Annotated in this window: 17 protein-coding genes; 4 read left to right on the top strand and 13 right to left on the bottom strand. The window is 69.3% G+C overall.

Annotated elements, in window-relative coordinates:
- Positions 1-115: 115 nt before the first annotated feature.
- Positions 116-1,891, bottom strand: coding sequence for a glycoside hydrolase family 15 protein (locus QWJ39_RS02875; RefSeq protein WP_290256182.1), 1,776 nt, complete (start codon positions 1,889-1,891; stop codon positions 116-118).
- 42 nt (positions 1,892-1,933) lie between these two features.
- Between QWJ39_RS02875 and QWJ39_RS02880 the strand changes: the two genes are divergently transcribed.
- Both QWJ39_RS02880 and QWJ39_RS02885 read left to right on the top strand, forming a co-directional pair.
- Entirely contained in the window at positions 1,934-2,704 is a 771-nt protein-coding gene (locus QWJ39_RS02880) for a DUF72 domain-containing protein (protein WP_290256183.1), read from the top strand.
- A 20-nt stretch (positions 2,705-2,724) separates the two neighbouring features.
- Complete coding sequence (locus tag QWJ39_RS02885) at positions 2,725-3,795, top strand: phosphatase domain-containing protein (RefSeq protein WP_290256184.1); 1,071 nt, start codon at positions 2,725-2,727, stop codon at positions 3,793-3,795.
- Here QWJ39_RS02885 and QWJ39_RS02890 read toward each other — a convergent pair.
- The 4 genes from QWJ39_RS02890 to QWJ39_RS02905 all read right to left on the bottom strand — a co-directional run bounded on the left by QWJ39_RS02890 (position 3,792) and on the right by QWJ39_RS02905 (position 6,739).
- Positions 3,792-5,318 (bottom strand): GH1 family beta-glucosidase, encoded by a 1,527-nt coding sequence (locus QWJ39_RS02890; protein WP_290256185.1) that lies wholly within the window; start codon positions 5,316-5,318, stop codon positions 3,792-3,794. The genes QWJ39_RS02885 and QWJ39_RS02890 overlap by 4 nt on opposite strands.
- A gap of 119 nt (positions 5,319-5,437) precedes the next feature.
- Complete coding sequence (locus tag QWJ39_RS02895) at positions 5,438-5,827, bottom strand: hypothetical protein (RefSeq protein ID WP_290256186.1); 390 nt, start codon at positions 5,825-5,827, stop codon at positions 5,438-5,440.
- 56 nt (positions 5,828-5,883) lie between these two features.
- Positions 5,884-6,201 (bottom strand): J domain-containing protein, encoded by a 318-nt coding sequence (locus QWJ39_RS02900; RefSeq protein ID WP_290256187.1) that lies wholly within the window; start codon positions 6,199-6,201, stop codon positions 5,884-5,886.
- A gap of 112 nt (positions 6,202-6,313) precedes the next feature.
- Positions 6,314-6,739, bottom strand: coding sequence for an Hsp20 family protein (locus QWJ39_RS02905; protein WP_290256484.1), 426 nt, complete (start codon positions 6,737-6,739; stop codon positions 6,314-6,316).
- Positions 6,740-6,909: 170 nt separating this feature from the next.
- Here QWJ39_RS02905 and QWJ39_RS02910 point away from each other — a divergent pair, with 170 nt between their 5' ends.
- Complete coding sequence (locus QWJ39_RS02910) at positions 6,910-7,215, top strand: MerR family transcriptional regulator (RefSeq protein WP_290256188.1); 306 nt, start codon at positions 6,910-6,912, stop codon at positions 7,213-7,215.
- 23 nt (positions 7,216-7,238) lie between these two features.
- On the opposite strand, the gene QWJ39_RS02915 is transcribed toward QWJ39_RS02910, so the two are convergent.
- Positions 7,239-8,021 (bottom strand): phosphatase PAP2 family protein, encoded by a 783-nt coding sequence (locus tag QWJ39_RS02915; protein WP_290256189.1) that lies wholly within the window; start codon positions 8,019-8,021, stop codon positions 7,239-7,241.
- 236 nt (positions 8,022-8,257) lie between these two features.
- On the opposite strand from QWJ39_RS02915, the gene QWJ39_RS02920 reads away from it, so the two are divergent.
- A complete protein-coding gene (locus QWJ39_RS02920; RefSeq protein WP_290256190.1) occupies positions 8,258-8,467 on the top strand; it encodes a hypothetical protein in 210 nt (69 codons plus the stop codon).
- Between the two features lie 170 nt (positions 8,468-8,637).
- Here the strand turns inward: QWJ39_RS02920 and manD are convergent, their stop codons facing one another.
- The 7 genes from manD to QWJ39_RS02955 form a co-directional block, all read right to left on the bottom strand.
- Entirely contained in the window at positions 8,638-9,867 is a 1,230-nt protein-coding gene (manD, locus tag QWJ39_RS02925; RefSeq protein ID WP_290256191.1) for a D-mannonate dehydratase ManD, read from the bottom strand.
- Between the two features lie 62 nt (positions 9,868-9,929).
- Positions 9,930-10,952 carry a sugar kinase gene (locus tag QWJ39_RS02930; protein ID WP_290256192.1) on the bottom strand — a complete coding sequence of 341 codons (1,023 nt, stop codon included), beginning with the start codon at positions 10,950-10,952 and terminating at the stop codon, positions 9,930-9,932.
- A complete protein-coding gene (locus QWJ39_RS02935; RefSeq protein WP_290256193.1) occupies positions 10,949-11,608 on the bottom strand; it encodes a bifunctional 4-hydroxy-2-oxoglutarate aldolase/2-dehydro-3-deoxy-phosphogluconate aldolase in 660 nt (219 codons plus the stop codon). Before QWJ39_RS02935 ends, QWJ39_RS02930 begins: the two co-directional genes overlap by 4 nt.
- Before the next feature lie 5 nt (positions 11,609-11,613).
- Complete coding sequence (dgoD, locus tag QWJ39_RS02940; RefSeq protein WP_290256194.1) at positions 11,614-12,762, bottom strand: galactonate dehydratase; 1,149 nt, start codon at positions 12,760-12,762, stop codon at positions 11,614-11,616.
- A gap of 6 nt (positions 12,763-12,768) precedes the next feature.
- Positions 12,769-13,662: a carbohydrate ABC transporter permease gene (locus QWJ39_RS02945; RefSeq protein WP_290256195.1), complete on the bottom strand. Its 894-nt coding sequence runs from the start codon at positions 13,660-13,662 to the stop codon at positions 12,769-12,771.
- Positions 13,659-14,627 (bottom strand): sugar ABC transporter permease, encoded by a 969-nt coding sequence (locus tag QWJ39_RS02950; protein WP_290256196.1) that lies wholly within the window; start codon positions 14,625-14,627, stop codon positions 13,659-13,661. Before QWJ39_RS02950 ends, QWJ39_RS02945 begins: the two co-directional genes overlap by 4 nt.
- A gap of 109 nt (positions 14,628-14,736) precedes the next feature.
- On the bottom strand, positions 14,737-16,032 hold the full coding sequence (locus tag QWJ39_RS02955; RefSeq protein WP_290256197.1) for a sugar ABC transporter substrate-binding protein: 1,296 nt from the start codon (positions 16,030-16,032) through the stop codon (positions 14,737-14,739).
- Positions 16,033-16,124: the final 92 nt, after the last annotated feature.

The following is a 16,124-nucleotide window of genomic DNA, read 5'->3' on the forward strand; positions in this document are numbered from 1 at the left end:
GTGCTGTTCCCCTCGTGGGGGACGTTAGTAAGTATACTTATCTAAGCTCTGGAGGAAAGTCCCCGGCGTGATTCCGGGGGCTGCTGCCGGCGGCGCGCGAGTGCGGCCGGAGCGACTAGTCGCCGCGTTCCCCCTTCTCCGGTTCCAACTGCAGCGCGGTGCGGATCAGGGCGAAGTGGCTGAAGGCCTGCGGGGTGTTGCCCAGCTGCCGGGCCTCCTCGACGCCCCATTCCTCGCTCAGCAGGCCGACGTCGTTGCGCAGCGCCAGCAGCCGTTTGAACAGCTCCTCGCCCTCGCGGCGCCGGCCGGCCCCGAGCAGGGCCTCCACCAGCCAGAACGAGCAGGCCAGGAAGACGCCCTCCCCGCCGGCGACGCCGTCGTCGCTCTGCTCCACCCGGTAGCGCAGCACGAAGCCGTCGTGCGTGAGTTCCCGCTGGATGGCCTCGATGGTGCCGATCACCCGCGAATCATCCGGCGGCAGGAACCCCACCCTCGGGATGAGCAGCAGGCTGGCGTCCAGTTCCGGCCGGCCGTACGACTGGACGAAGGTGTTGCGTTCGGCGTCGAACCCGTTGGCCATGACATCCGCGTGGATCCGGTCCCGGAGGTCTTCCCAGCGGTCCGCCGGGCCGGGCAGGTGAAAGTCGCGCACGCCCTTGACCATCCGGTCCGCCGCCACCCAGGCCATCACCTTGGAGTGGGTGAAGTGCCGGCGGGGTCCGCGCATCTCCCAGAGCCCGTTGTCCGGCTGGTTCCAGGCCGTCTCCAGGTGCTCCATCAGGGCCACCTGGACGTCCCAGGACTCGTCGGGATGCTGCAGCAGGGCCGAACGGGTCAGCGCCAGCCCGTCCAGCACCTCGCCCCAGACGTCCAGCTGCAGCTGCCCAGCGGCGGCGTTGCCGACCCGGACCGGCGTCGATTTCTCGTAACCGGCCAGCCAGTCGAGGGTCAGTTCCGGCAGCCGGCGTTCGCCGTGCAGGCCGTACATGATCTGCAGGTCCGCGGGGTCTCCGGCGACGGCGCGCAGCAGCCAGTCCCGCCACGCCCCGGCCTCCTCGGAGTAGCCGGACGCCAACAGCGCCTGCAGCGTCAGGGTCGCATCCCGCAGCCAGCAGTACCGGTAGTCCCAGTTGCGTTCGCCGCCGAGTTCCTCCGGCAGGGACGTGGTCACGGCGGCAACGATCCCGCCGGTCGGGGCGAAGGTGAGAGCCTTGAGCGTGATCAGCGAGCGCAGCACGGGCTCCCGGTACGGGCCGGTGATCCGGCACCGGTCCGCCCACTGCAGCCAGAAGGATTCGGTGGCCTCCAGCACCGCCTCGGGGTCCACCTTCCGCGGCCGTCCCAGGTGGCTCGGGGCCCAGGTGAGGACGAACGGGATCCGCTGGCCGGCCTTCACGGTGAAGTCGGAGACGGTCTGCAGGTGCTCGCCGCGCAGCGGGGCGTCGGTGACGAGGTAGGCGGCGTCGGGCCCGGCGATCGCGTGGATGCCGTGCTCGTCGTGGCGGACCCACGGGATGATGTTGCCGTAGTCGAACCGGAGCGCCAGCTGGCCGCGCATCCGGACACTGCCGCGGATGCCCACCACGATCCGGACGATGTCCGCGGCGCCGTCGCGCGGGGACATGAAGTCGATGACCTTGGCCTTGCCCTCCGGGGTTTCCCACTCGGTCTCGAGGATGAGGGTGTTCTTGCGGTACTTCCGGCGGGTACATTCGCCGCCCCCGGCCGGTGCGAGCAGCCAGCGGCCGGCCTCCGGGGTGTCCAGCAGGGCGCTGAAGCAGGCCGGCGAGTCGAACTGCGGCAGGCAGAGCCAGTCGATCGAACCCTCGGTGCTGATCAGGGCGGCGGTGTGCAGGTCGCCGACCATTGCATAATCCTCGATGCGTGCCATGGCTCTTAGCGTGCCATACGGGCCTGGGCTAGGATCCCTCCCATGCCGGAGGATCAGCCAGGGCAGGCGCGGCCTCCGCGCGGGACGGCCCACATCGGGACCAGCGGTTGGAGCTACGACCACTGGGCGGGCGTGTTCTACCCGCCCGGGCTGCCCGCGGCCAAGCGGCTGGCCTACTACGCCGCCCGTCTCGACACGGTTGAGCTGAACGCGAGCTTCAACCACTGGCCGCGGGAGAGCTCGTTCGCCGGCTGGCGGGAGCGGCTCCCGGAAGGGTTCGTCCTGTCCGTCAAGGCACCGCGGGGCCTGACCCACGGCAGGAAACTCTACGGGCCGGAGGCGTGGACGGAGCGGATCGTCCGCGGATGGCACGAGCTGGGCGAGCGGCGGGGTGTGCTGCTGGTCCAGTTGCCCCCGGACCTGGAACGCGACGACGCGCGGCTGGAGTACTTCCTCGCGGCGCTGCCCGGGTGGATCCGGGTGAGCGTCGAGTTCAGGCACCCCAGCTGGGACCATCCGGAGGTGTACGCCCTGCTGGAGCGCCATGCCGCGGCGTACTGCGTGATGAGCGGCGCCGGCCTGCCCTGCATCCTGCGCGCCACCGCGCCGTTCGTCTACGTCCGGCTGCACGGCCCGGACCCGGACCGGCTCTACGCCGGCTCCTACCCGGACGATGACCTCCGCTGGTGGGCGGCGCGGATTGGCGAGTGGCTGGACGCCGGGCGGGACTTCTACGCCTACTTCAACAACGACGGCGGCGGGCACGCGGTGCGCAACGCCCTGACGTTGCGGGATCTGCTGGGGCCGCCCTGACGCTGTGGGAGAGTGGTGTCATGGAAATGGCGCCCCAACAACCCGCCCCCAGGTCCGCCCCGTCAGCCAGCCAGGCGCTGCGGCTCGCGCACTTGGTCTCGGATTCGGTAAACCACCTGCGCCTGAAGGCGGCGCGCCGCTGGAAATTCTCGCCGCAGACCATCGCCTACCAGGGGTACGGCTCCACCGAATGGGTCCGGGTCCTGGCCCGGGTGCTGCTGACCAGCAAACCGGCACCCGGCAGCCGGGCCGAGCAGGTGGCACTCAACGGGAACCAAAACATCCGCGGCTGGCGCGCGTTCACCTCGGTGCCGATCCAGTTCGTCGAGGTGGAGATCGAGATCGGCGGCGTCACGACGACGGTCCACGCCGACCGCGGCGGGATCGTGGACACCGTGATCCCCGTGCGGCTCGAACCGGGCTGGCACACCGCCACGATCCACGCCGAGGGCACCGAGCCCGCCGAGGCCCGGATTTATGTCATTTCCCCGGACACCACGCTGGGCATCGTCTCCGATATCGACGACACGATCATGGTCACCGCCCTCCCCCGCCCGTTCCTGGCGCTGTGGAACACCTTCGTTTTGAACGAACGCGCCCGGATGGCCACCCCGGGCATGGCCGTGCTGATGGACCGGCTGATGGTGGAGTACCCGGAGGCGCCGGTGATCTACCTGTCCACCGGGCCGTGGAACGCGGCGCCCACCCTGGCCCGGTTCATGACCCGCAATCTCTACCCGCAGGGGACGCTGCTGCTCACCGACTGGGGCCTGACCCACGACCGCTGGTTCCGCAGCGGCCAGGACCACAAGCGCCGGAACCTGGAACTGCTGGCCACCGAGTTCCCCAACATGCGCTGGCTGCTTTTCGGCGACAACGGCCAGCACGACGAGGAGATCTACTCGGACTTCGTGCGGGAGCACGCCAGCCAGGTGGCGGCGATCGGGATCCGGCAGCTCTCCGCCGGTGAGGCGGTGCTGGCCGGCGGCCACTCGGGCAGCGGCGATCACAGCGCGTCCGGGGTGCCGTGGATCTACTCTCCCGACGGCGCCGGCATGGTCAAGCGCCTGCAGGAACTGGACCTGCTTTAGCCGGCCGCCGGCGCGGTTTCCGCCGGGCCGGCTTCGGCCGGTGCGGATTCCTTCGTGCTGGTTTCGGCCGGCGTGCTTGCCGACGCCCGCCGGGCCGCCATGACCTCGCGGAGCCAGTGGAACGAGGCCTTGGGCGTGCGCTCCATGCTGTCCCGGTTCACGTGCAGCAGGCCGAACTGCTGGTGGTAGCCCGCGGACCATTCGAAGTTATCCAGCAGGGACCACACGTAGTAGCCGCGCAGGTCGATCGATTCCGCCGTACCGCCCGGGGAGGTCGCCTCGATGGCCGCCTCGATGTGCTCGGCGAGGTAGCGCACGCGGCGCTCGTCCGGGACGATCAGCCGGCCCTCGGCGTCGTGGATTTCCAGGTCCTGGAAGCTGGCGCCGCCCTCGGTGATGTAGACCGGCGGCAGGTTGGGGTAGCGCTCGGCCATCTCGGCCAGCGCCACGGCCATGTAGTCGGGCTTGATCGGCCAGCCGTAGGCGGTGAGTTCGGTGTCCGGGAAGCTCTCGACGTGGAACGGCGTCGCTCCCCCGCCGCCGTTCAGGTCGTTGCCCATAGCCTCAGCCATGCCCTCCGGCACGGTGCCCTCGCCGGGGCCGGCCGCGACCCGGGTGGGCATGTAGTAGTTCAGCCCGTAGAAGTCCAGGGGCTGCGAGATGAGCTCCATGTCCTCCTTGGAGGGGCTGAAGGATGAGAAGAAGGTGGCGGCACGGATGGCGTCCGGGTATTTGCCCAGCAGGACGGGATCGGCGTAGAGCCGGTTCTGTCCCATGTCCATGATGCCGGCGCTGACCTTGTCCAGGGGGTTGATGGACGCCGGGACCATCGGCGAATAGACGTTGGTCATGCCGATCCCGCCCGGGACCTTGGCGGCCCGGAGGGCCTGCAGCGCCAGGCCGTGGCCGAGGAGCTGGTGGTGGACGCTGGGCAGGGCCTTGAGCATGTGCGATTCGCCGGGGGCGTGGACGCCCAGCATGTACCCGTTGGCGCTGACCGTGGCGGGTTCGTTGATGGTGACCCACCGGGCCACCCGGTCGCCGTAGGCCGCGGCCGCGATCTCGGCGAATTCGCCCAGGCGGTACGCGGTGTCACGGTTCATCCAGCCGCCGGCCTCGTCCAGTTCCAGCGGGGTGTCCCAGTGGTAGAGGGTGGCCATCGGGGCGATTCCGTTGGCCAGCAGCAGGTCGATCAGCCGGTCATAGAAGTCCAGGCCCTTGGGGTTGACCGGGCCGCTGCCGCCGGGCTGGATGCGCGGCCAGGAGAGCGAGAACCGGTAGGAGTCGATGCCCAGGTCCTTCATCAGCGCGACGTCTTCGGGCATCCGGTGGTAGTGGTCGCAGGCCATGACCGGGCTGTGGTCGTCCACGATGGCGCCCGGCACCGCGGCGAAGACATCCCAGCCGGATTTGCCCCGGCCGTCCTCGTCCAGCGCGCCTTCGATCTGGAACGCGGCCGTGGCCACGCCCATGGTGAACCCTGCGGGCAGGATGGCGGCCAGATCGCGGGCGGAAGCTTTCATCGGTGGTTCCCCTATGCAGTTGCGCTGGTGATTGATTGATCTTAGGCCCGGAGCGGGGCGCTTCCTAAACCTCCGGCCCGCGCCGCCGCGCCGCGGCCGGCCGACCCGGGAGGACCGGGTCAGTAGTTCACGCCTTCGGGACCGAACAGGAACTCCTTCGCGTGCGCCACGGCCTTCTTGAACGCGTCATTGCGCAGGGTGAGCAACTGCTCGGCGTCGTCCGCCGCCGGCTCCAGGTAGGCGGTGAAGCCGGGGCGCAGGACCCAGATATCGCCCGCCGGGGGCAGGTAGAAGACCCCGAACGAGCGGTGCTGGCTGTCCTCGGCGGCCCAGATCGGCACCACGGCCAGCGCCGCGCCGGTGTCGACGTTGATCCACTGGGCGCGCGGCAGGGGAAGTTCGTGCGCCTCCGGGTCAAGGAACGGTGCCGTGCCCTCGCCCCAGCGTTCCTCGAAGCGTTCGTGGAAAGCGGGGATCAGGTGTGAATCGTATTGCCGCCATGCGCTCATGGCTGCCCTCCTCTCATCCAGCTGTGGTGGGGGTGCGGGGCCCCGGCGGCCGCGGGTCACCCCGGTCCGCGTTCCCAGCGCACCGGGGTGACCCGGACCAGCGGCTGCGTCGCATGCCGCCGCACCGGGATATCCCGGCCGGCGCGCTCGAAGCCATCGGTCCGCCCGTAGGCCGGGTCGTAGCTGGCCCGGGATTCCGGGTGGCGGAGCACGGCGAAGGCCTCAAGGACCCGGCGCACGTCCTCCCCTCCCGGCGCCCCGACGTCGGGGTGCAGGTGGCGCAACAGCGCCCGGTACCGGCGCCGGATGTCAGCGCCGGTGGCATCCGGCCCGACGCCGAGGGCGGCATACAGGCCCCGCGGGTCACGGTTCACGGCCCCGCCCCTCCTTTCGGACGGCTCCTTTCGACTGCTACTTGGGAACGGCGGGGACCCGGCGCCCGAGGGCACCGGATCCTACGCCAAACCGGCAGCAATGCCGCCGGTGCTACTTGGCGATCTCGTGCATGCTGTCCTGGCTGTGCGTGATCTCAATCTTGCGCGCCTTGGCCTTCTCCAGGACCGGGATGCGCAGGGTCAGCACGCCGTCGGTGTAGCTGGCCTTGATGTTTTCCGTGTCCAGCGAATCGCCCAGGATCAGTTGCCGGCTGAAAACGCCGCGCGGCCGCTCCGAGGCGATCATCTCGACGTTCGGCTGGGTCGGGTCACGGCGCTCGGCCCGGACGGTCAGGACGTTCCGTTCGATGTCGAGGTCCACCGAGTCGACATTGACGCCGGGGAGATCGAAGGCGGCGACGAATTCGCCGTCCTCCTGCCAGGCGTCCATCGGCATCGCGGCAGGCCGCGCCGTGGTTCCGAAGACCTGCTGGGTCAGCCGGTCCAGTTCACGGAACGGGTCCGTACGCATCAACATCATTTCCCACTCCTTCATCCGAGAGTCCTTCAGGTTTTCGGGCTATCCGCCGCCCCTCCCATCTATGGATTATCTATGGTGGCGGATATAGTTTTTTTATAGCACCGGCGTGAGAGTGGTGCAAGAGGATTTTCCGGCGCCGCGGCGGCGTCGACCCGAAGGAGGGCAGCATGGCGCAACGGGGGGACGACGTGGGGGTCTACGCGATTTCGGTGGTGGCCGACCTCGTGGGCACGGGGCAGCAGAACATCCGGCTGTACGAGCGCAAGGGCCTGCTGACGCCCGACCGCACGGCGGGCGGCACCCGGCAATACAGCGAGACGGATCTTGCCGTGCTGCGGCGGATTGGCGAGCTGCTGGCGGAGGGCCTGAACCTGGCCGGCGTCGCCAAGGTGCTGGAGCTGGAGGCCGCCAACGCCGGGCTTCGCCGGGAGCTTGAGCGGCGCAAGGAGGCGCAGCGGCGCGCGGCCCGCTAGAGGAGCGGCGCGCCGTCGGGGGCCTACTCCGCGGCGGCTTCCTTCTTGGAGAGCTCGCCGGTGACCGGCTCGCCCGGGATGCGGACGGTCCGCCACGTATCGAGCAGTATGACCGCGCCCAGTATCACGAAGGAGATGGACAGCGAGGCCAGTGCGTCGGTGGTCCAGTGATACCCCAGGTACAGCCGGCTGAGCGCGGCGAAGACAATGCCGATCCCGGCGACGGTGAAACCGACGACGGCGGCCCGCGGGTTCCGGCGCCGCGAGAAGACCAGGAAGCTGGTGATCAGCAGGAAGTCGCAGGCGCCCAGGACGTGGCCGGAGGGGAAGGAGAAGGTGGCGTCGGCGCCGAAGAGCATCAGGTCCACCGGGGGGCGGTGGCGTTCGACGGCGTGGCCGATCAGCTGGGCCAGGATGACGCCTGTCAGCATGGCGCCGGCCAGCACCATGGGGCGCCAGGCGTGCTTTGCCAGCAGGCCCCAGGCGACGGTCACCACCAGGATGATGATGGGCAGGCCGATCGGGCCGAAAACGATCGCAAGGATGATCATGATGGTGGTGGCGGGCTCGCCGCGCAGGGCCACCAGGCCGGAGCGGATCGGCTCGTCCACCACGCTGATGCCGGTGTGGGTCAGGACGCTGATCAGGATGAAGGTGAACAGCGCGGCGCCGACGACCATGAGGATGGCGCCGGTGCGGTAGAGCCTGCGGCGGTCCCCGGGCTCCATGTACCGCTCTTCGACGACAAACTTGTCGTGGAAGACCCGCCACCAGCCCGGGCGTTCTCCTGATTGGTCTTGCGCCATTGCCCGCGTCCGCCTTTTCACTCCGTGGCCATTAATGTTCAGGGAAGATTATCCCGGTTTGCTGGGAGCCGGGCTTTTGACGGCGCCGGACGCCGGGAAAATGCTCCGGCGCGCCGCCCGCGTGGTGATTTGACTCACATTTAACCCAGAGGCTAATCTCACTTCAGCCGTGGTCCGCACGGTGACACAGCGGGGTGAAATGGTGCGCAGGGGACGCTCCGGGAGAGGCAGTTCCGATGACCACAGCCAACGAGTGCATTGAGATCCAGGTGGACAGCCGGCGGCTGCTGGACGAGCGGCTCAACGACGCGGTCCAGGGCCTGCAGCGGGTGGCCATGCTCACCGGCACCCACGGCATCCTGTTGACCCGCCACAAGCCCGGCCACTACACCGCGGCGCTCTCGGACCAGGTCCCCTTCGGCATGACCCGGGAACTGATCCACTAGGCCCGCCCGACGGCGCAGACCGGAATACCGGCGCGCCGTCCACAGACCAGGCCCCGGCCGGCTGAGCCTCGACTCGCCGCCCGGGGCCTTCTGTGCGGTGCCTGCTCCTTCGTGCCCGCCCCTGTGTGACCCAGGGATGCCAGGCACCACTCGGTGCCCGGCACTGCCGGTCACCAGTCGTGGACGGTCCCGTCGACCAGGCGGTTGTAGGGCAGGTAGGCCTGCTGGTAGGGGTACGCGGCAGCGGCTTCCTCATTGAATTCAACTCCCAGGCCGGGCTCCTCCCCCGGGTGCAGGTAGCCGTCGGTGAAGGTCATCGACTGTTCGAAGACCTCGTTTGTCGCCGCCGAGTGTTGCATGTACTCCTGGATGCCGTAATTGTGGATGGCCAGGCCCACGTGCAACTGTGCGGCGAAGCCCACCGGGGAGATGTCCGTGGGGCCGTGGAAGCCGGACTTGACCTGGTACTGGGCGGCGAAGTCCATCACCTTCTTCAACGGGCTGATGCCGCCGAAGTGGGTGGAGGCGGCCCGCACGTAGTCGATCAGCTGTTCCTTGATCAGGGCCTGGAAGTCGTAAACGGTGTTGAAGACCTCGCCGATCGCCAGTGGGGTGGTGGTGTGCTGCCGCACCAGCCGCAGCGCCTCCTGGTTCTCCGCCGGGGTGCAGTCCTCCAGCCAGAAGAGGTCGTAGGGTTCCAGGGCCTTGCCCAGCTTGGCGGCCTGGATGGGCGTCATGCGGTGGTGGCCGTCGTGCAGCAGCGGCAGTTCCGGGCCAAACTCGTTCCGGACCGCTTCGAAAACGGTCGGGAGGTGCCGCAGGTAGGCGCGGGTGTCCCAGTCCTCCTCCTGCGGGAACGCGCCGCGCCCGGCCGGTTCGTAGTCGTACCGCTCGCCCGAGGCCTGGGCCTGCGCGGCCACCCCATAGACGGCCTTGATCCCGGGGACCGCGGTCTGGATCCGGATGGACTTGTAGCCCAGCTCCAGGTGTTCGCGGACCGAGTCGAACAGGGAGGGCAGGTCCGAGCCCGAGGCGTGGCCGTAGGCGCGGAGCCCGTTGCGGGAGGCGCCACCGAGCAGCTGGTAGACGGGCATCCCGGCGAGCTTGCCCTTGATGTCCCAGAGCGCCATGTCGACGGCCGCGATCGCGGCCATGGTAACCGGGCCGCGGCGCCAGTAGGAGCTGCGGTAGAGGAACTGCCAGGTGTCCTCGATCCGGTGCGGGTCCTTGCCGATCAGCAGCTGGGCGACGTGTTCCTTCAAGTACGCGGCGACGGCCAGTTCGCGGCCGTTGAGGGTGGCGTCCCCGATGCCGGTCACCCCGTCCTCCGTGGTGATCCGGAGGGTCACGAAGTTCCGGGACGGGCTGGTGACGAAGACGTCGGCGGCAATGATTTTCATGGGTGGAGCGGTCCTTTCGCGGCGGACAGTGACGGCGGACGGTGACAAAGGATGAGGGCGCCTCAGCGCTGCGTGCCGCCGTCCGGGACGGCGCCCAGCAGGGCCAGTTCGGCGGCGGTGGGCAGTCCCTCGCAGTCGCCGGCGGAGCTGACGGCGAAGGCGCCGGCCAGGGTGCCGCGGCGCAGGCGTTCGGCGGTGCCGAGGCCCTCGAGCAGGGCCGAGAGGTAGCCGGCGGTGAAGGCGTCGCCGGCGCCGACGGTGTCGATGCTGGTGACGGGGACGGCGGGGGCCTCCAGGCGCCCTGCGGCGGTGTAGACGCCGGCGCCGGCGGCGCCGCGTTTGACCACGACGTCGAGGACGCCTCGGCCCAGCAGTTCCGCGGCCATGGCCGCCTCCCGCTCCGCGCCGGCGCTTTGGGCAGCGGCACCGGCAACCGGAACGGCGGCGGTGACCCCGGTCCCCCGGCGGTGGCGCTCGCCGCCGTCGGCCACCAGGTCCAGTTCGTCGTCGGAGGCGATCAGCACCGCGGCATGCCGGGCCAGCGGCGTCAGCACGGCGCGTGCCTCGTCGCGGGACCAGAGCTTGGCGCGGTAGTTCACGTCCAGGGAGACGGCGAGCCCCTCGGCGGCGCCGCGCGCGGCGGCGTACTCCACGGCCCGGCGCGCGTCCGGGCTGAGGGCCGGGGTGATGCCGGTCAGGTGCAGCGCCCGGGGCGAGGCGGCGAAGGCCCGGTCCACGTCGTGCCGGTTGAGCGTGGAGCCGGCGGACCCGGCCCGGTAGTAGAACGCCCGGCTGATGTCCGCGGTGCGCCGTTCGAGGAACATCACCCCGGTGCCGCGGGTGTCCTCCACCCGGTGGCGGACGTCGATGCCCTCGCCGCGCAGGCCGCGCAGGATGAATTCGCCGTGCGGGTCGGCCCCGACGACGCCGGCCCAGGCCACGCGGTGGCCCAGCCGGGCGACGCCGACCGCCACGTTGGATTCGGCCCCGGCCACGTGCATGCCCAGGCTCCCTCCGGCCGAGAGCGGACCGGCGGAGCGGAGCGAGACCATGGCCTCACCGAGGGTGAGCAGGTCGACGCTCACGGCTGACCCGCGGCGTAGCCGGAGGCTAGTTCGACGAATGCGCGGGCGCGTTCCCGGACGGGTTCGAGGTCCCCGCCGGAGGCGGCGTCGCCAAACAGCGGACCGCCCAGGCCCACGCCCACGGCGCCCGCATCCCAGTAGCTTCCGGCCTCGTTCAGTCCCACGCCTCCCACCGCGATGAAGGGGATGCCGGGGAACGGGTCGCGGACGGCCTTCAAATAGCCGGGGCCGCCGACGGAGGCGGGGAAGAGTTTCACGGCCGTGGCACCGCGGTTCATCGCCTCGTAGGACTCGCTGGGGGTGAACGCCCCGGCCAGGACGGGCAGCTCCAGCCGGACCGCTTCCTCGATGGAGGAAGCCAGCGAGGGGGTCACGATGAACTGTCCGCCGGCCTCGGCAACGTCGGCGACATCGTGGGCGGTCAGGACGGTGCCGGCGCCGACGTAGCAGCCCTCGGTCGCCGCGGCCCGGACCGCCGCTATGGCGCCCAGGGCGTCGGGGGTGGTGAGGGCGATCTCGACGAAGCGGAAGCCCTCCCCGAGGGCGGCGAGGGCCGCGCGGGCGGCTGCTCCGCCGTCGTTGCCGCGCACGATGGCGACCAGGCGGGTGGCGCTGATGCCGCCCAGCAGCGCCGCTGAAGTGAGGGTGGTGTTCACGCTTCCTACCATTCTGCGAAGGCGCCGTCGTTGTGGCGCCAGACCGGGCCGCGCCAGGCATGGCCGCGCTTGTCCGCGGCACGGACCACGGCCTCGTCTATCTCGATGCCGAGGCCCGGGCCGGTGAGCCGCTCGATGTGGCCGTCGACGAACTTCAGCGGCGTCTTGTCCACCACGTAGTCCAGGACCTCGGCGCCCTGGTTGTAGTGGATGCCGATGCTCTGCTCCTGTATCAGGAAGTTCGGCGTCGCGAACCCCACTTGCAGGCAGGCGGCCAGGGCCAGCGGCCCCAGGGGGCAGTGCGGGGCCAGCTGGACCTCGTAGATTTCGGCCAGCGAGGCGATCTTGCGCACCTCGGTGATGCCGCCGGCGTGGGAGAGGTCCGGCTGGGCCACGGCGATGCCGGCCTGCAGGGCGGGCAGGAATTCCTGCCGGCTGTAGAGCCGCTCGCCGGTGGAGACCGGGGTGGTGGTGGAGGCGGTGAACTCCCGCAGCAGGTGCGTGTTCTCCGGCACCACGGGCTCCTCGAGGAAGAACGGCCGGTAGGGCTCCAGCAGCGGCGCCACCCGGCGGGCGTTGGCCAGGCTGAAGCGGCCGTGGAAGTCGACGGCGACGTCGCGGTGCTCGCCCAGGACCTCGCGCGCGGCGGCGACCCGGCGGACGACGCCGTCGAGCTCGGCCACGGAGGCGAGCGGGCTCATCCGTCCGCTGGCGTTCATCTTCACCGCGGTGAGGCCCACCTCCAGCTGCGCGCTGATCTGGTCCGCCACCTCGTTGGGTTCGTCACCGCCCACCCAGCCGTACATCCGGATCCGGTCCCGGACGTGGCCGCCCAGGAGCTGGTGCACGGGGGTGTTGAAGTGCTTGCCTGCGATGTCCCAAAGGGCCTGGTCCAGGCCGGAGACGGCGCTGGCCAGGATGGGGCCGCCGCGGTAGAAGGAGCCCTTGGTCATCACCTGCCAGTGGTCCTCGATCCGCAGCGCATCCTGGCCGATCAGGACCTCGGAGAGCTGGTCCACGGCGGTGCGGACGGTTTCGCTGCGGCCCTCGCAGGTGGCCTCGCCCCAGCCGACGATTCCACTCTCGGTCTCGATCCGGACGAAGAGCCAGCGCGGCGCGACGAGGAAGGTTTCGATTCTGCTGATGCGTGTCATACGTGCCTAGCCCTTGGTGGCCCCGGCGGTGAGGCCGGAGACGATGTATTTCTGCGTGAAGAGCGCAATGATCATGATCGGGATGGTGACCACCGTGGCGGCGGCCATCAGTCCGCCCCAGTCGATGCTGGCGTAGGAGACGAAGTCGAAGATCGCCACCGGCAGGGTCTTGGTCTTCGAGCCGGAGAGCACCAGGGCGAACATGAAGTTGTTCCACGAGAAGATGAAGGACAGGATGCCGGCCGTGGCGATACCGGAGACGGAGAGCGGCAGGGTGATCCGGCGGAACGCCCCGATCGGGGTGAGGCCGTCCACCTGCGCGGATTCCTCGAGTTCCAGCGGCAGCGAGTCGAAGTAGCTCATCATGATGTAGACGATCAGCGGCAGCGCGACGAACATGTGGCTAAGGATCAGCACCTCGAAGCCGCCCACCATCTTCAGGTTGGAGAAGACGTAGTACCAGGGCACCAGGAGCGAGACGCCGGGGATGACGCGGGCCATCAGGACCACCAGGGCCGAGCGGTGCATGGTGAACCGGCTCATGGCGTAGGCGGCGGGGACGCCGAGCACCAGGGACAGCGCCGTGGAGACGAAGGCCACCCAGAAGCTGTTGAAGATGAAGATGAAGTAGTTGTTCCGCTGCAGCACGTTGGCGTAGTTCTCGCCGGTGGGCGTGAAGACGAAGGACTTGGCCGTGTCGTAGATGTCCACGTTGGTCTTGAAGGAGGCCAGCAGCATCCAGATCAGCGGGGCTATCAGGAAGAGCACGACGGCAATCAGCGCGACGACGCGGAAGACCTTATAGGCGCGGGTGGCCAGCGGCTTGCGGCGGCGGGCGGGACGGGGCGCCGCGGACGGGGCGGGGACGGTGCCGGCCGGGGTCTGGGTGGGGACGGTCATTTGCTTACCGCTTTCTTGCGCATGGTCAGCAGCCACATGGTGCCGATGATGATCATGAAGAACAGGATCAGCACCGCGGAGGAGAGCCCGTACTGGTTGTAGTCGAAGCTCAGGCCGTAGGCGTAGACGTTCAGGGTCTCCACCTCGTGGAAGGAGCCGCCGCCCTTGCCCTTGGTGGCGTAGAGGATGTCGAAGGTCTTCAGCGCGTCGATGCCGCGCAGCAGGATGGCGACGATCACGGTCGGCATCATCAGCGGCAGGGTAATGAAGAAGAACCGCTGGAAGGAGTTGGCGCCGTCCATCCGGGCGGCCTCGTCGGGTTCGTCCGAGAGCGAAGTCAGGCCGGCGAGGAGGATCAGCACCACCATGGGCGTCCACTGCCAGATGTCCATGAAGATGGTGGTGCCCAGGGCGGTGTCCTGGCCGGAGAGCCACGGCTGCGGCGGGATGCCGATCATGCCCAGGAGCTGGTTGACGAAGCCGATGTTGGGGTCGAAGATCAGGCGCCACATCATGCCGACCGCCACGGGGGTGGCCACCAGCGGGAGCAGGATCGCGACGCGGACCCACTTCTCGCCGCGGAACGGCCGCCAGAGCAGCAGGGCGATGCCCATGCCCAGAACTACTTCGCAGATCAGGGCCACGCCGGTGAAGGAGAGCGTGCGGCCGACGGCGGGCCAGAACCGTTCGACGTCGGAGAGCACCGCGACGTAGTTGTCCAGGCCGATGAACTCCGACGCCGCGCGGACCGAGCCCTGCGAGTCGGTCAGGCTCAGGTACAGGGTCCAGGCCAGCGGGAAGATGATCAGGACGCCGACGAAGATCATCGCCGGGGCGGCGAAGAGCCACTTGCGGTGCCGGTTGGCCCAAGCGGAGAAGCTTCGCTGCGGGCCGGCTGAGCGAGCCGGGCCGCGGCCGGCGGTCCCCGGCGGCGTGTCGCTGCGGGTGGTGTTCAGAACAGACATGGTTCACCTAAGGAGTCAGGGGGTGAAGGTGGGGCCGGCGTTCCGGCCCGGAGTGGAGCGGTCCCCCGCGGGACGGCCGGAAACCGGCCGTCCCGCAGAGGAAGGAGCGCTACTTCTTTTCGCTGTCCAGGAACTTCTGGAACGCGTCCGACGCCGAGGAGGCCTCGGTGGAGGCATCAGCGCCGGTGATCGTGGCGACGATCGGGGCACCGACGATTTCGCGGGCCTTGCCGACGGTGACAACCTCGGGACGGTCGTGGCCGACGCCGTTCTTGGCGCTGACGGCGATCGCGTCCGCGAGGTCCTTCGGGTAGGTGGAGGTGCCGGCCGGGTCGGCCCAGACCGAGGCGCGCGGGCCGGGGACGCCGGCCTTCTGTGCGGCCAGGGTGCGGTCCTTGCTGGTGGCCCACTGGATGAACTTCCAGGCGTTGTCCTGGTTGCTGGAGGCCTTGTTGATGGCCAGGCCCCACGAGGGGATGTTGTACGGCTTGGAACCGGCCGGGCCGGCGGGGAGGGCGGCGAAGCCCACCTTGTCGGCGACCTTGGACTTGGCCGGGTCGGTGGCGTTCTTGTAGAGCGAGTCGGCCTCGGTGTAGAAGGCGGCCTTGCCCTGGGTGAAGATGGCCATCGCCTCGGGCCAGCTCATGTCGGTGCTGACGTTCTTGGGGCCGGAGTTCTTGATCAGTCCGCCGTAGAAGGAGTAGGCCTTCTTGGCCGCGTCGCTGCCGATGGCGGACTTGCCGTTGGCGTCGATGAAGTCGCCGCCGAAGCTGTAGAGGAAGCTGGAGAACTGGGTGACGGCGGCGGACTTGCCGGTGCGGGCCACGAAGCCGGCGGTGTCCGGGTTGGCGGCCGAGATCTTCTGGGCGGCGGCCTGCAGTTCGTCCATGGTCTTGGGAACCTCGATGCCGGCGGCCTGCAGCAGGTCCTTGCGGTAGTAGAGGACCTCTCGCTCGGTGATGATCGGGACGCCGACCACCTTGCCGTCGACGGTGGAGGCCTTGACCGGGCCATCCTGGTAGTCCTTCCAGTCCCAGCCGGCGTCGCCGGTGACCTTGGAGGTCAGGTCCGCGAGGTAGCCGTTCTTGGCGAACGCCTTGCCCTCCTGGAGCGGGCGGTACATCATGACGTCGATTTCGTCGCTGCCGGCATTGAGCTTGACGTTGTACTGGTCGGAGAGCTGGTCCTCGCCGAGCTGGGTGAGTTCGACCTTGAGGCCGGTGGCCTTCTCGAACTCGGGGATCGCGGCCTTGATGCCGTCGGTCCACACGTGGTTGGCCAGGGTGACCCGGACGGTGCCGGCTGCCTTGGCATCGCTGCTGCCGCTGCCACCGCCGCAGGCTGTCAGTCCGAGCGAGAGGGCCGCGGCCACCGCCGCGTATTTCACCATAGAACGCCGCTTCATTACGACTCCCTTGTCTTCAGGGCCGGACCCGGTCCAGCCGTGCGCGGATGCATCTTTACATCTGCTCTGGAGCGATCCTAGTGAAATAAAGC

Source organism: Arthrobacter sp. YD4 (genome assembly GCF_030410515.1).
In the GTDB taxonomy this organism is placed as follows: Bacteria; Actinomycetota; Actinomycetes; order Actinomycetales; family Micrococcaceae; genus Arthrobacter.